The sequence below is a fragment of the Methylobacterium fujisawaense genome (assembly GCF_039619325.1).
Taxonomy (GTDB): domain Bacteria; phylum Pseudomonadota; class Alphaproteobacteria; order Rhizobiales; family Beijerinckiaceae; genus Methylobacterium; species Methylobacterium fujisawaense.
On sequence record NZ_CP155000.1, the window covers coordinates 1831107 to 1845208 of the forward strand.

At 68.3% G+C, this 14102-nt stretch carries 11 protein-coding genes; 6 read left to right on the top strand and 5 right to left on the bottom strand.

Annotated features, from left to right (window positions below; translation table 11 throughout):
- The first annotated feature begins 18 nt into the window (after nucleotides 1–18).
- The gene (locus ABC766_RS08855) at nucleotides 19–1074 is read left to right on the top strand and encodes a hypothetical protein (RefSeq protein ID WP_345822702.1); all 1056 of its coding nucleotides are present in this window, start codon (nucleotides 19–21) and stop codon (nucleotides 1072–1074) included.
- A 19-nt stretch (nucleotides 1075–1093) separates the two neighbouring features.
- Here ABC766_RS08855 and ABC766_RS08860 read toward each other — a convergent pair whose 3' ends face one another.
- Nucleotides 1094–1312 carry a hypothetical protein gene (locus ABC766_RS08860; protein ID WP_020091673.1) on the bottom strand — a complete coding sequence of 73 codons (219 nt, stop codon included), beginning with the start codon at nucleotides 1310–1312 and terminating at the stop codon, nucleotides 1094–1096.
- A 269-nt stretch (nucleotides 1313–1581) separates the two neighbouring features.
- Here ABC766_RS08860 and ABC766_RS08865 point away from each other — a divergent pair, with 269 nt between their 5' ends.
- Both ABC766_RS08865 and ABC766_RS08870 read left to right on the top strand, forming a co-directional pair.
- The gene (locus tag ABC766_RS08865; protein ID WP_345821861.1) at nucleotides 1582–1830 is read left to right on the top strand and encodes a hypothetical protein; all 249 of its coding nucleotides are present in this window, start codon (nucleotides 1582–1584) and stop codon (nucleotides 1828–1830) included.
- 185 nt (nucleotides 1831–2015) lie between these two features.
- Nucleotides 2016–2654, top strand: a complete 639-nt coding sequence (locus ABC766_RS08870) for a hypothetical protein (protein WP_345821862.1) — start codon at nucleotides 2016–2018, stop codon at nucleotides 2652–2654.
- Between the two features lie 16 nt (nucleotides 2655–2670).
- Here ABC766_RS08870 and ABC766_RS08875 read toward each other — a convergent pair whose 3' ends face one another.
- Complete coding sequence (locus tag ABC766_RS08875; protein WP_043345320.1) at nucleotides 2671–3249, bottom strand: polysaccharide biosynthesis/export family protein; 579 nt, start codon at nucleotides 3247–3249, stop codon at nucleotides 2671–2673.
- A 189-nt stretch (nucleotides 3250–3438) separates the two neighbouring features.
- Here ABC766_RS08875 and ABC766_RS08880 point away from each other — a divergent pair, with 189 nt between their 5' ends.
- Complete coding sequence (locus tag ABC766_RS08880) at nucleotides 3439–5661, top strand: GumC family protein (protein WP_345821863.1); 2223 nt, start codon at nucleotides 3439–3441, stop codon at nucleotides 5659–5661.
- A 42-nt stretch (nucleotides 5662–5703) separates the two neighbouring features.
- Here the strand turns inward: ABC766_RS08880 and ABC766_RS08885 are convergent, their stop codons facing one another.
- Nucleotides 5704–6891, bottom strand: a complete 1188-nt coding sequence (locus ABC766_RS08885; protein ID WP_345821865.1) for a GNAT family N-acetyltransferase — start codon at nucleotides 6889–6891, stop codon at nucleotides 5704–5706.
- Between the two features lie 245 nt (nucleotides 6892–7136).
- On the opposite strand from ABC766_RS08885, the gene ABC766_RS08890 reads away from it, so the two are divergent.
- The gene (locus ABC766_RS08890) at nucleotides 7137–8198 is read left to right on the top strand and encodes a polysaccharide deacetylase family protein (RefSeq protein WP_345821866.1); all 1062 of its coding nucleotides are present in this window, start codon (nucleotides 7137–7139) and stop codon (nucleotides 8196–8198) included.
- Nucleotides 8199–8281: 83 nt separating this feature from the next.
- Here the strand turns inward: ABC766_RS08890 and ABC766_RS08895 are convergent, their stop codons facing one another.
- Both ABC766_RS08895 and ABC766_RS08900 read right to left on the bottom strand, forming a co-directional pair.
- Entirely contained in the window at nucleotides 8282–8938 is a 657-nt protein-coding gene (locus ABC766_RS08895; protein ID WP_043380931.1) for a DUF2155 domain-containing protein, read from the bottom strand.
- A 128-nt stretch (nucleotides 8939–9066) separates the two neighbouring features.
- Nucleotides 9067–9483: an NADH:ubiquinone oxidoreductase subunit NDUFA12 gene (locus ABC766_RS08900; protein WP_078947231.1), complete on the bottom strand. Its 417-nt coding sequence runs from the start codon at nucleotides 9481–9483 to the stop codon at nucleotides 9067–9069.
- Between the two features lie 508 nt (nucleotides 9484–9991).
- On the opposite strand from ABC766_RS08900, the gene ABC766_RS08905 reads away from it, so the two are divergent.
- On the top strand, nucleotides 9992–13723 hold the full coding sequence (locus ABC766_RS08905) for a vitamin B12-dependent ribonucleotide reductase (RefSeq protein WP_345821867.1): 3732 nt from the start codon (nucleotides 9992–9994) through the stop codon (nucleotides 13721–13723).
- Nucleotides 13724–14102 lie beyond the last annotated feature (379 nt).

The window sequence follows — 14102 nt, forward strand, 5'->3', positions numbered from 1 at the left end:
CGAGAGATGAGAATCCCGTTGCGTCAGCAGCTTCCTGCCGCCCTGGCGGCCGCCCTCACGGTCGCTCTCCCGGCCATCCCGGTCTGCGCTCAGACGCCTTCCGCCAACACGGCGCCGGCACCGGAGCGGGTCAAGGATGTGCCCTCGGTCACGGCCGTCGACCCCGCCGCGATCAAGCCGGGCCAGATCCTGTTCACCGATCACCGCGAGAATCCGTCGGCGCCGGAGAACGGCCTGATCCCGTATCTCGACTGGTTGAAGGTGCGGCCGGCCGAGGCGGCGGCGCTCGCCCCCTATCCCGGCTACAAGGAGCCGGATTACACCGTCACGGTGAACGGCGTGACGAAGCCCCGGCACGAGACGCTGAAGGTCTATGTGGCCGAGGGGCGCTTCGTCGTCCCGCGGCCGGCCGAGGCGATCGACCTCCAGGCCTTCGCCAATCTCGCCTTCGTCCAGAAGATGGATCCGGCGATCAAGCACCGCGCCATCTCGGCCGCCGACGTGACCCCCAACAAGGATCCGGCCGCCGCCTTCGCCAAGCGACCCGACCGGCCCTGGTGCGAGGGGGCGGGCGCCTGCATCGAGTCGCGCTACGATCTTGAGGGCAAGCTGCCGCTCGGGGTGAAGCTCGCCAACAAGCTGGAGGAAGGGTCGGCCAAGAAGATCGCCGAGTTCGTCTCGTTCCAGAGCGAATTGCGGGTCCTCGGGCCGGACCAGGGCGCCGCGCTCAAGGCACTGACCAAGATCGACACGTCCGTCGTCGGCGGCCTGGAGCAGACGATCTTCTGGGTCAACCAGATCCTGCGCTTCGGCAAGTTCCTCGCCGTGTTCCAGCCGATGCCGAACGACCCGACCAAGACGGTGGTCACCACCTACATGGCCCTGGCGATCAAGGGGGACGTCCTCGACCGCAAGGCCGAGTACGCCCGTGTGCCGGTCCTCAAGAACCTGCTGCCGGCGCAGGTGCTGATGGGCAATTCGAGCTTCAACACCGGCAACTCGATCAGCGCCGGCCTGCCGGTCTACGCCCGCAACCGGATCGCCGCCTTCGCGGACGCGCTCACCAAGCGCTGACGCGTCGCGACCGCGGGTGTCACATCCCGCGGTTGCCGATCGTCGGCAGCGTGGGTTGGGTGTAGGCGCGGTTCACGTCCCGGCGGGTCTGGGTGCCGTTCGTGTTGCCGGAGGCGCGGTAATTGTCGAGGTTGAAGGTCTCGGCCAGCCCGCTGCGCGAGTCCGGCCCGTCACTGGTGCTGCAGGCGCACAGGCCACCGAGGGTGAGTGCGGAGAGGGCGAGAAGGGTCAAGCGCATCGCAAATCCTGAAGCCTGCCGGAGCCGAGCCTCCCTCCGGCATCTCCCGGACGAGGCCTCGACGAAACGTCTCGCGGCATGGTCAGCCCGGGAGCGCGCCCGTCAAGGTCGCGCGCAACGTGTAAATCCGTTCTGTGGCCTCCGATGCGCGGCGGCCACGGAAAATCCACCACACCCCCGGTTTAGCGCGGATACCGACGGGCAATCGTGTTGAGCGCGGCCCGCGCCCCCTGGCGAATCCGGACCGTTTCGGGCGACAACCCTCGGCAATGAGCAACGTCTTGCCCTTCCGCCCGCGTCCCACCGTCACGCGCCTCGCCCGCTGCGAAGTCGTGACCGTGGCCGGCGATCTTCTCGCCCTCCTGGAGCAGCTCGAGGATGTGAGCGCCCGCGCCGCCGCGATGGGTCGCCCCGCGCTCGAGGTCGAGCGGACGGTCCAGCACCTGCTCAATGCCGTGAGCGCGGTCGAGCGGGCCCTCGACTGCATCGGCGAAGGCGAGCAATCCGCTCCGGGCTGATCAGCGATTCGCCCCCCGAAACGCGCCCGTAGCGCGTCATCGTCCATAGACCGGGGTGTCGAATACTGCACCGTCGCGAAGTCGACCGGTGTTGCTAAGCAGATCGTAAATCATCCGGAACCCTCCAGTACGCCTTGCGGTTGAGGGTCGGATGCTCACGTCGGGCGTCGGTTCCGGAGGATGCTATGAGGCTTCGCACGAGCAGTTTGCTGGCCGTCATGACGTCCGGCGGCCTTCTCGCCGGGACGACGTTGCACGCCCACGCTGCCGAACTGGGCTTCCTCGAGATGCTGTTCGGTGCTCGGCCGGCGGTTCAACAAGCTCAGCCCGCGCAGACCCAGGCTCCGGCCTTCGAGGGCCGTTCGTATGGCCGCCAAGCGAGCCCGCGGCTCGGCGCCGCGCGCCGGCGCTTTCAGACCCGTTACGCGGCGCTGCCGCTAAAGATCCGCGTCAAGGAGCGGGAGATCAGCGAGCGCCAGACCCCCATCGACATGAAGGGCGGGGCCACGGCGGCGCTGCTGAAGGACGAGACGCTGCGCCCCGGCGACATCGTGGTCCTGAATGCCGGCGCCCGGGTGTTCACCGGGAATCCCGACAAGCGTCACGCCATCCGGGACTTCGAACCGGTCCAGAACTCGCGCTTGGTCAGCAAGGGCACCCGCAAGGTCCTGGCCGGCCTGTTCACGCCGGTGGGCACCCTGCCCGCACAGGCCGCACGGCAGATGATGGCGCGGGCGAAACAGCCGGCCCCCGAGATAGCGACGCCGATCCCCGCGCAGAAGACCGCGATGCGGGTGATCAACCCGTGGCATGAGGCGCGGTGACTGGCCCGGCCGTCGCTCAGAAGAAGCGCTCCTTGATGACGATCGTGTCGCCCGGACGGACCGCGTAGGTCATCGGCACGATTCCCGAGACCAGCGTGCCGTTGGTGTCGCGGGTCAGAACGGCATAGTCCCGCGCCGCCCGGGGGCCGAAGCCGGCGGCGATGGCCACCGCCGTCTCGACGGTCATGCCGTTGACGAACGGATACTGGCCCGAGGTGGTCACCTCCCCGAGAATGTAGAAGGGCCGGTAGGCGTCCACCTCCACGGTGACGTGCGGCTCGCGGACGAACCCGGCCGCCAGCTTGGCCTCGACCGCCTTGGCCGCCTGGGCGGTCGTCTGGCCGCCGACCTGTACGGTGCCGATCAGCGGCATGGCGATGCGACCGGCACCATCCACCGCGTAAATGTTCGACAGGTTGTCCTGGCCGAAGACGATCACCCGGAGCTTGTCGCCCGCCGCCAGCGTGTAGCGGGCAGCGATCGACCCGGTGCCGGTCGCGTCGAGTTCGTCGGTGCGGAAGCTCGGCCGCAGGCAGCCGCCGAGTGCCAGAGTCGAGCCGAGTGCGAGGAGCAGAGCGCGCCGGTTCATCACCATCGCCGTCAAGGATGCAGTTGCCGGATGATCTAGGCCGTTAAGGTTAATGAAACTTGAGCACCGCCGGACGGGCCGGCCGGCGCCGCCGGTCCGCGTGCGCCTTAACTCTTGAGCAACCTTAACATCCACTAATGGCGGCGGGCGGGCAGTAATGCCGGCCCGGTTTCTCGCCGCGTCCAGAGCGTCCGCATGTCCTCTATACGTCAACGCTCGACCAACGCCCTGCCCAGCCCGCAGCCGCGCGCCGAGGAGGGCCTCGGTCTCGCGCAGCTGCCGCGGATTTTGAGGCGCTCGATCGGATGGATCGTCGGACCGACCCTGGTGGTCGCCCTGGGGGCGAGCGTCTTCGTCAACGTGGTCAGCCCCCGCTACACCGGCGAGGCGAAGGTTCTCCTGGAGAGCCGCGACCCGGCCTTCGCCCGCACCGCGCAGGAACGCGCCGACCAGCTCGCGCCCATCGACGAGCAGGCTGTGGCGAGCCAGGTGCAGGTGGTCATGTCCCGGGATCTCGCCCGCGAAGCAATCCGTCGTCTCAAGCTCGTGGGCAAAGCCGAATTCGATCCCGGCGCCGGCAGCATCGGCCCGGTGCAGCGCGTGCTGATGATGCTCGGCATCGGCGCCAATCCTCTGGACCGCCCGGCCGAGGACCGCGTGCTCGATGCCTATTTCGATCACCTGCTGGTCTTCCCCGCCGGAAAGTCGCGCATCCTCACGATCGAGTTCCGCGCGAAGGATCCGAAGCTCGCGGCCGAAGCCGCCAACACCATCGCGAAGCTCTACATCGGCTCGCTGGAGGCCGATAAGGTCGACACTGCCCGCTATGCCTCCACGTGGCTCGGCGGGAACATCGACGGGCTCCGCAAGCGCGTCGCCGAAGCCGAGGCGAAGGTCGAGGCGTTCCGCGTCAAGAACGGCCTCGTGGGCAGCGCCGGCGCCACCGGCCGGCCACTCAACGCGCAGCAGCTCGGCGAATTGTCGAGCCAGCTCTCGGCGGCGCGGAGCCTGAAGGCCGATCTCGACGGCAAGGTGAAGGCCATCAAGGACCTGATCAAGGACGGGCGCGCCTTCGAGATCCCGGATGTCGCCAACAACGAGGTGATCCGGCGGATCGTCGAGAACCGGATCTCGGTGCGCGCCCAGCTCGCCCTCGAATCGCGCACGCTGCTGCCGGCCCATCCGCGGATCAAGGAACTCAACGCCCAGCTCGAGGATCTCGACGCGCAGATCAAGGCCTCCGCCGAGCGCATCGTGCGGACGATGGACAACGACGCCAAGATCGCCGGCGCACGGGTCGAGAGCCTCCGGAACGCCGTGGACGGCCAGCAGGACGTCGTCGCCCAGGGGAACGCCAGCGAGATCCAGCTCCGGGCGCTGGAGCGCGAGGCCAAGGCGCAGCGTGAGCAGCTCGAATCCTATCTCGGCCGCTACCGCGAGGCGGCGGCGCGCGACGGCGAGGCGGCGACGCCGGCCGATGCCCGGATCGTGTCCCGCGCGGTGACGCCCGAGGTGCCGTCCTTCCCGAAGAAGTTGCCGATCGTCGCTTTCGCGACGCTGCTGACCCTGATGCTCTCGGCGGGCGGCGTCATCGCCAGCGCGCTGCTCGCCGAATCCGGCCGCGCTGCCGGACAGCGCGACGGCGATCCGACGGACGATCGCCGCCGCCGCGAGCCGGTGATGGACCGGCCGACCTTCGCGTTTCCGGAGCCGATGCCGTCCGAGCGCTGGTCCCAGCCGTCGGAGGCCGCAGCCGCCTCCGCGACGACGGCACCCGTGGCGAAAGCGTCAGCCGGCACCGGCGAGACCTTCGACCTTGCGCCCCTCGTCGCGCGCATCGCCGCAGCGCCCCGCGACCCGGGGGCCCAGTCCGGCCGCCGGATCCTGATCGTCGAGACCGAGGACCGGCGCGGTCCGGCGACGCTCTCCGAAGCCCTGACCCGTGCCCTCGGCCGCGAGGGGAGCCTCGTCGCCGTGGATCTGAACGCGTCGAACAGCGGGCCCCGGGGCTTGGGCTTCTCCGACCTCATCGCCGGCGAGGCTGCCTTCCTCGATGTGATTCAGGCCGGTCGCGCCGGCGGTCATCATCGGATCGCGGCCGGGCTCCACGATTCGACGGTCCTGTTCGACGCGCCGGACGCTCTGGTGTTGACCTTCGAAGCCATGGCGGAGGCCTACGAGTGCGTGCTCTTCCGGCTCGCCGCCGCGCCCGGCGCCGTCGACCTGCTGGAGCTCGTCGCGGGCTTCATGGACTGCGTGGTGATCGCGTCGAATGCCGATGCGGATGATCCGGCGCTGGCCGATCTCTACGCCCTGGCCGAGGATGCGGGTGCGGGGCAGATCCTGGTCGCTCAGGACCGTCCGGCGAATGCGGGTTTCGAGGATCCGGCGGCCGAGCTGCGCCTCAGCGCCGCTTGAGGCGGGTGCCGCCGGGCGCGCGTCCGGCCCAGGACGCGACGGTCAGGGCCGGCGGCGCAAAGCCCGGAGCCGCTTGAGAACGGCGTAGAGACGCGGGTCTCGCTTGATGCGCCGCTTCGTGCGCGTCAGGCTTCCGCGCACGGCCCCGTAGGTCCGGCCGCGCAAGGTCACCGGTATGACCGTCTCGACGAGGCTGATCGTCTCGTCGCAGATGCTGGCCTTGTAGCGCGCCTCGCCGACGCCGAGGTCGAAGCCCTGCCGGCCCCGGTCCGTCTGATCGCGCACCAGATGTTGCAGCAACAGGTCTCCGGGGCTGTACCGGGCGATCTCCGGGTCGGCGTCGAATGCCGTCATCATGCCACTGAAGCGCCGGTCGCTCACGGCACCGCCGAACGTTGCCAGGACCCGTCCGCTCTCCACGAGGCAGAGGGCATGCACCTCCATCGCCGGCTCCGCGCCGGTCGACGCCGCCGCGAGGAAGGCGCGGATCGCGGGATCGGCATAGGGGTCGGAGATGCCCATGACGGCGAAGCGCGCCGATTTCTGGGCGTAGAAGGCGGCCAGCAGACGCTGCGCCTCCTCGGGCGTCCCGGCGCGGCGATATGCGATGGCGCCGTGAGCCTCGATGAGGCGCTTCTCCTTCGAGCGCAGCTTCTTGCGGGCGTCGGCGCTGAAGACCCGGCGCACAGTCGCCTCCGGATCCGGCCCGAGCATGAGACCGTAGGCATCGCTGGCCTCGGGCTCGCCGGTCGCGGCGAACGGATTCGCCGCCCCGTCCCACATCCGAGGCTGATGCTTGAGGGTGTAGGCGTCGATGCCGTTGGCCCGGCCCGCCTGGATCAGGGCCGTGACGATGCTGCTGGGCGGGAGGGCTGCCGCATCGCGGGTGGCGAAGAGCGGCATATGATAGTTGGCGTGCGTGTCACCGACGGTGCGCGCGATGCGGAGGCCGTGTTCCCGCTGCAGCGTCAACGGCATGAGAAGGCGTGGACGCCCATCTGCGTTCCGCACGATCACGATGCGGGCATGCTCGACCTGCCCGGTCGCATGCAGATAGGCGCTCACCCAATCGAACCGCTGATAGGGCGTCCCGAGGGCGGCCGGGTCGGTTTCGAGCCGGCGCCAGAGTGCCTCGGCGGCATTCAGATCCGGGATGATCTCCGCGATGAGCCCGTGGGCCAGGCGCGATTCGACCATGTCCGTTCCCGCCATCTGGACGCCGGTCGCCATGACCCGATCTCCCAGGGACCACCGACGATCCCGTGCCACCCGAATACTGGGTTCCAGGGCCTGAATGGCCCGTCACCTCAACGCGGGATCCTGGGCCCGCGGCGCGGCACGGCGCGGCAAAAGGGATGCGTGGCTAACAGCACCTTTCTTCCGGTCGCCCCTCGGTGCGGCGGCTTTCGGATTTGTTTACCGCGTCGCGCCAAGGCTCCGTGGTACGGGCGCTGCGGCCCGATCGGTTCAGAATCATGCTGTCGTCGCGCGCCAAGCATCGGGTCTTCGCGTCCGGCTTTCGCGCGATACAGGCGCTCGGGGCGGATCGGTGGCTCGGCCCCGCCGCCCGCGGCCTCGGTGTGATCCTCACATTCCACCACGTCAGCCCCGCGCCGAGTCCCGCCTTCGCGCCGAATCGCCTGCTGGGCATCACGCCGGAATTCCTCGACCTGACCCTGCGGGAACTCGATGCCCGGGGCTTCGAGATCATCGGCCTGGATCACCTGCCGGAGCGCCTGGCCGAACCCGATTACGGGCCGCCCTTCGCGGTCCTGACATTCGATGACGGCTACCGGGACAACGTCGTGCATGCGCGTCCCGTGCTGGCCCGCCACGGCGCGCCATGGACGTTGTTCATCACCAGCGGCTTCGCCGATCAGGCCGGCCGGCTCTGGTGGATCGAGCTGGAGCACGCGATCGCGCGCCTCGATCGCGTGCGGATCGACATCGGGTCCCGCAGCGTGGACTTGCCGGCCCGCAGCCCGCAGGAGAAGGCTCTGGCCTTCGAAGTCGTTTACCGGGACCTGCGCCGCGGCCGCGAGGCCGACCTTCTCGACCGGATCGCCGAGCTCTGCCGACAGGCCGGCTTCCCGCCCGGACGGATTGCCTCCGAACTGTGCCTGTCCTGGGCGGAGCTGCGCGACCTCGCGGCCGACCCGGCCGTCACCATCGGCGGGCATACGGTGAGCCACCCGATGCTGGCCAAGCACGACGCCACCTTCGCCGCCCAAGAGATCGCCGAGGGACGCGCACGGATCGAGGCGGAACTCGGACGGACGGTCCGGCACCTGTCCTATCCGGTGGGAGACCCGACCTCCGCCGGACCGCGGGAATTCGCCCTGGCGCGGGAGATGGGCTTTGCGACGGCGGTGACCACGCGGCCCGGTCACCTGTTCGCCGAGCATGCCGCGCACCTTCAGGCCCTGCCCCGGGTCTCGGTGAACGGCTGCCACCAGACGGGTGCGGCGCTCGCCGGACTTCTCTCCGGTGTTCCGTTCCTGGCGTGGAATCGCGGGCGGCGCGTCAACGTCGCCTGAAGCGGCGTCGCGCTTCGAACCGGCCCCTGACGACGCCGGACGAGTTCATCGAGGCGGGTGCTGGGACCGGATCGCGGACGCGGTCAGCGGAATAGAGCGTCGAACAGGTTCTGCGGCTGATGCGGCGGCGGCGGAGCCGGTGCCGGACCCTCGTTCGACGGGAAGAACTTGCGCGAGGGCTTCTGGCGCGGCTGGACGGGCACGCCGCGCGGCGCCTCCACGTCCACCTGCCCGGCCGCATTGAGCTGCTGCGCGGTCTTCGTGGGGTCCTTGCCCGGGCGCTTCGCCTTCTCGGGCTTGGCTGCGACGGCCGGGACGTCTTCCTGCTCCTTGGCTTCGGCGATCACATCGCTGCCGCCTTTGCAGTCGACCAGCCACACGTCGTAGATCGGATGCTCGATGGCGTGCAGGCCGGGGCTCGACGCGAACATCCAGCCGGTGAAGATGCGGCGGTACTTGTTGTCGAGGGTCACCTCGTCAACCTCGAGGAAGGCCGTGGTCTTGGCGCTCTCGGTGGGCGGACGCGTGTAGCAGACCCGCGGGGTGAGCTGCAACGCGCCGAACTGCACGGTCTCGTCGACCGCCACCTCGAAATTGACGATCCGGCCGGTGATCTTGTCGAGGCCGGAGAAGACCGCGGTCGGGTTCTTGATCTTGTCGGCGGCGGCAGGGCTGGCGCAGATGGCGAGCGCCAGGCTCGGGGCGAGCGCGCGGCGTGCGAAGGCGGTGATGCGGCTCAAGGCTCGGACCCCTAGACGAGGGTGGCCGGCCGCGCCAACAATTGCGCGGCGGACGATCGGGATTGGCCCGTCATGAACACCGGAACGGTGGCGGCAAAAGGGCGCCGGGTCCGCGGGAGACCGGGGATCTACTCGCCCGGCGACCAGGAGACGTAGTCGCCGGTAGCCGCCGGCCGCTGGCCCCAGGAGAGCTGCGAACCCGCCGGCCGGTACGCGTTGGCCGTGCCGGTCTGGTTCTCGATATGCGGCTTCTGCCAAGCCTTCGGCTCGTAGTTCTCCTCGCTCGGGGCGAGATCGACATTGTGGCAGAGCCAGCCACGCCAGCCGGGGGGGACCTTCGAGGCGTCGGCATAGCCGTTGTAGACGACCCAGCGGCGCTCCGAACCGACCGAGCGGTCGATCAGCGCGCCTTCCGCCTTGTAGTACTTGTTACCGAACTCGTCCTCGCCGACGAAAATGCCGGTGCGGGCGGTCTGGAGCGCCAGGGAGACGGTCTGGCCGTTCCACCATGTGAAGACGCGCAGCAAAGTGTCCTTCAGCGCCATCGCCGGTCCCGAGATCGTGCCGCGCCGCAGGGGCGCTTCGCCGTTATGGTGACCGCGCGCCCGCGAGTCCAGCCGCGTGACGGAAGTGTCGCTGCGCGGCAACGCTCAAGGCGGGCTTTCCGCTCCCCGTTTCGGCCGGGCGCCCACCGCTCTCTCGACGATTGTGAATCTAAAATTTTCCCGATCCGATTCCGGAAAGCGGGAAGGACACTTATCCGAACCCGGGACGATATCCACAGGCTTTTGCGAGCCGGCACAACATCTAGCGGGGAACAAGGCCGCCGAACACCACTTGTTGACGTGAGAGTGAAGGCGGCGGTATTCTCCCGGCATCGGTCGCGACCTTGGAGTGGCGCGTTGAGCAGGGGCGACCGTTCCTAGATTTCGTTCGCGACACCGGGTGACGACCCTTCGCCGGGCGTGTTCGGCCGCGAATCCCAATATCGGGCATAGACCCCGCGTCGCGCGGGGCCGGGGCCGTCGTGTCCCGTCGGAAGAGGTGTGTTTCATGCGGTTCGAGCGTCGCTACACAACGGCCGGACAATCGCCCTACGCCGGGATCCCCTTCCGCAAGGCCCTGAGCGAGATCCGCAATCCGGACGGGTCGGTTGTGTTCCGCCTCGACGGCATCGACGTGCCGGAGAGCTGGAGCCAGGTGGCGAGCGACGTCCTCGCGCAGAAGTATTTCCGCAAGGCGGGTGTGCCGGCCCGCCTCCGCAAGGTCGAGGAGAACGCGGTTCCCTCGTTCCTCTGGCGCTCGGTGCCCGACGAGGCGGCGCTGGCGGATCTGCCGGAGGACGAGCGCTTCGTTTCGGAATCCTCCGCCACGCAGGTCTTCGACCGGCTCGCCGGCTGCTGGACCTACTGGGGCTGGAAAGGCGGCTATTTTTCGTCGGAGGCGGACGCGTCCGCCTTCATGGACGAGCTGCGCTTCATGCTCGCCCGCCAGATGGTGGCGCCGAACTCGCCGCAATGGTTCAACACCGGCCTGCATTGGGCCTACGGCATTGATGGCCCGAGCCAGGGACACTATTACTGCGACCCGCAGACCGGCGTGCTGACCAAGTCGGCCACGGCCTACGAGCACCCGCAGCCGCATGCCTGCTTCATCCAGTCGGTTCAGGATGACCTCGTCAACGAGGGCGGCATCATGGACCTGTGGGTGCGTGAGGCGCGTCTGTTCAAGTACGGTTCGGGCACCGGCTCGAACTTCTCGCAGCTGCGCGCCGAGAACGAGAAGCTCGGCGGCGGCGGCAAGTCGTCGGGCCTGATGAGCTTCCTCAAGATCGGCGACCGGGCGGCCGGCGCGATCAAGTCGGGCGGCACCACCCGGCGCGCCGCCAAGATGGTGATCGTCGATATCGACCACCCGGATATCGAGGCCTTCATCGACTGGAAGGTGAAGGAGGAGCAGAAGGTCGCCGCTCTGGTGACCGGCTCGAAGGTCGTCTCCAAGCACCTGACCCTGGTGATGAAGGCCTGCACCCAGTGCGAGGCGGAAGGCGACGCCTGCTTCGACGCCGAGCGCAACCCGGCCCTCAAGCGCGAGATCAAGGCTGCTCGGCGGGCGTCCGTGCCGGACGCCTACATCAAGCGCGTGGTGCAGTTCGCCCGTCAGGGCTTCACCAAGATCGACTTCCCCGTCTACGACACCGACTGGGATTCCGAGGCCTACCTGACGGTGGCCGGTCAGAACTCCAACAACTCGGTCTCCCTGACCGACGGCTTCCTGCGCGCCGTCGAGGCGGACGCGGACTGGAACCTCACGGCCCGCACCACCGGCAAGGTCACCAAGACCCTGAAGGCGCGTGAGCTGTGGGAGCGGATCGGCGAGGCCGCCTGGGCGTCGGCGGATCCGGGCCTGCACTTCAACACCACGATGAACGACTGGCACACCTGCCCGGCGGGTGGGCGGATCCGGGCCTCGAACCCGTGCTCCGAGTACATGTTCCTCGACGACACCGCCTGCAATCTCGCCTCGGCGAACCTGCTGACGATGTACGACCGGGAGACCAAGCGCTTCGACGTGGAGGCGTTCGAGCACCTCAACCGCCTCTGGACGGTGGTGCTCGAGATCTCCGTGATGATGGCGCAGTTCCCGTCCAAGGAGATCGCTGAACTCTCCTTCCGGTACCGGACGCTGGGTCTCGGCTACGCGAATATCGGCGGCCTGCTGATGACCATGGGCCTGCCTTACGATTCCGATGCGGGCCGGGCACTGGCCGGCGCGCTCACCGCGATCATGACCGGTGTCGCCTACGCCACCTCCGCCGAGATGGCTGCCGAACTCGGCACCTTCCAGGCCTATGACGAGAACGCCGACGCGATGCTGCGGGTGATCCGCAACCATCGCAGGGCCGCGCATGGCGAGACCGCAGGCTACGAGTTCCTGAATGTCGCGCCGGTCGCCCTCGACCATGCCAACATCCCGCAGGCCGACCTGGGCGACCATGCCCGCGCCGCCTGGGACCGGGCGCTGAAGCTCGGCGAGGAGCACGGCTACCGGAACGCGCAGGCCACCGTGATCGCGCCCACCGGCACGATCGGCCTCGTGATGGATTGCGACACCACGGGCATCGAGCCCGACTTCGCCCTGGTGAAGTTCAAGAAGCTCGCCGGTGGCGGCTACTTCAAGATCATCAACCAGGCCGCGCCGGACGCCCTGCGGGCGCTGGGCTACCGCGAATCCGAGATCGCCGAGATCGAGGCCTACGCGGTCGGCCACGGCTCCATGGGCCAGGCGCCGGGGATCAACCCGACGACCCTCCGCGCCAAGGGCTTTTCGGACGAGAAGATCGCCGCGGTGGAGAAGGGGCTGAAGTCGGCCTTCGACATCAAGTTCGTGTTCAATCGCTGGACGCTCGGCGACGACTTCCTGATCCAGACCCTGAAGGTCCCGGCCGAGAAGCTCGCGGACCCGACCTTCGAGCTGCTGCCGTTCCTCGGCTTCTCCAAGAAGGAGATCGACGCCGCCAACACCCATATCTGCGGGGCGATGACGCTGGAGGGCGCGCCCTTCCTCAAGCTCGAGCACTACGCGGTCTTCGACTGCGCCAACCCGTGCGGGCGGATCGGCAAGCGCTACCTCTCGGTGGAGAGCCACATCCGCATGATGGCGGCGGCCCAGCCCTTCATCTCGGGGGCGATCTCCAAGACCATCAACATGCCGAACGACGCCACGGTGGAGGATTGCAAGGCGGCCTACCTGCTGTCCTGGCGTCTCGCCCTCAAGGCGAACGCCCTCTACCGCGACGGCTCGAAGCTGTCGCAGCCGCTCAACTCGGCCCTCATCTCGGATGAGGAGGACGAGGCGGATGAGGGCATCGAGGCGCTGATCCAGGCCCCGGCCGCCGCCAAGGCCGCCGCGGTGGCGGAGAAGATCGTCGAGCGGGTGATCGAGCGGGTGGAGCGCATCCGCTCCCGCGAGAAGCTGCCGGCCCGGCGCAAGGGGTACACCCAGAAGGCAGTCGTGGGCGGCCACAAGGTCTACCTGCGCACCGGCGAGTACGACGACGGGCGGTTGGGCGAGATCTTCATCGACATGCACAAGGAGGGCGCGACCTTCCGGAGCTTGATGAACAACTTCGCCATCGCGATCTCGCTCGGCCTCCAGTACGGCGTGCCGCTGGAGGAATACGTGGAGGCCTTCACCTTCACGCGGTTCGAGCCGGCGGGCTTCGTGCAGGGCAACGACGCGATCAAGAACGCGACGTCGCTCCTCGACTACGTGTTCCGTGAGTTGGCGGTCTCGTATCTCGGCCGCGCCGACCTCGCCCATGTCAGCCCCGCCGAGATCGGCGGCACGGTGATCGGCGGCGGCGAGAGCGGCGACACGACCCGCGAGGGCCCGAAGCCCGCACCGGCCTCCTCGGTGGTCTCGCGCGGCCTGCTGCGCGGCTCGGCCGACCGGCTGACCCTGATCCAGGGCGGCCCGGCGGGCGGGACGGTCGGTGTCGGCGCGGCGAGCGCCGGTCAGTCGGCCCCGGCCGGCGGAACGGTCCACGCGATCCGCGGCAGCACCGCACTGAAGGCGGAGCCGGTGGCACCCGGTCAGGCCGAGACCATCGCGGACTCCCTGCCCTTCACGAAGGTGGAGCGGACCGTCGCGGACCGCCGCGCCGAGGCGAAGATGAAAGGCTATGTCGGCGAGGCCTGCCCGGAATGCGCGAACTTCACGCTGGTCCGCAACGGCACCTGCCTGAAGTGCGACACCTGCGGGTCCACGACGGGGTGCTCGTAAAACCGACGCCCTTTGGTGTGGGTCGCCTTTGAGTTCGGTGTTTTTCGCGGGTTTTGGAGTTCTCGAAGTACCGAAAGTTTGCTCAGGTCTGCGCGTGCATGGCTAGTCCGGAATGGCTCCTGCCTAAAGTGCGAGATTTGCGTGAACACAACGTCGATACTTCAAAACATAAGGATCCTTTGTGTGGAGTCAGGCAAAAGATAGTTCGTTTTGCTTCATGAAAGACCTCTCTTGGAAGGCATAATTTGCAGAACCGGTACCGGGGAGTGACGAGAGCCATAATATGCTCAGGACGGCGGGGAGATAGCCCACTGGCGGAAGCATGATGTTCTCGTCGCAGCTTTAGTATCTAAGATCAGCTTGCCTCGATGGGCAGATT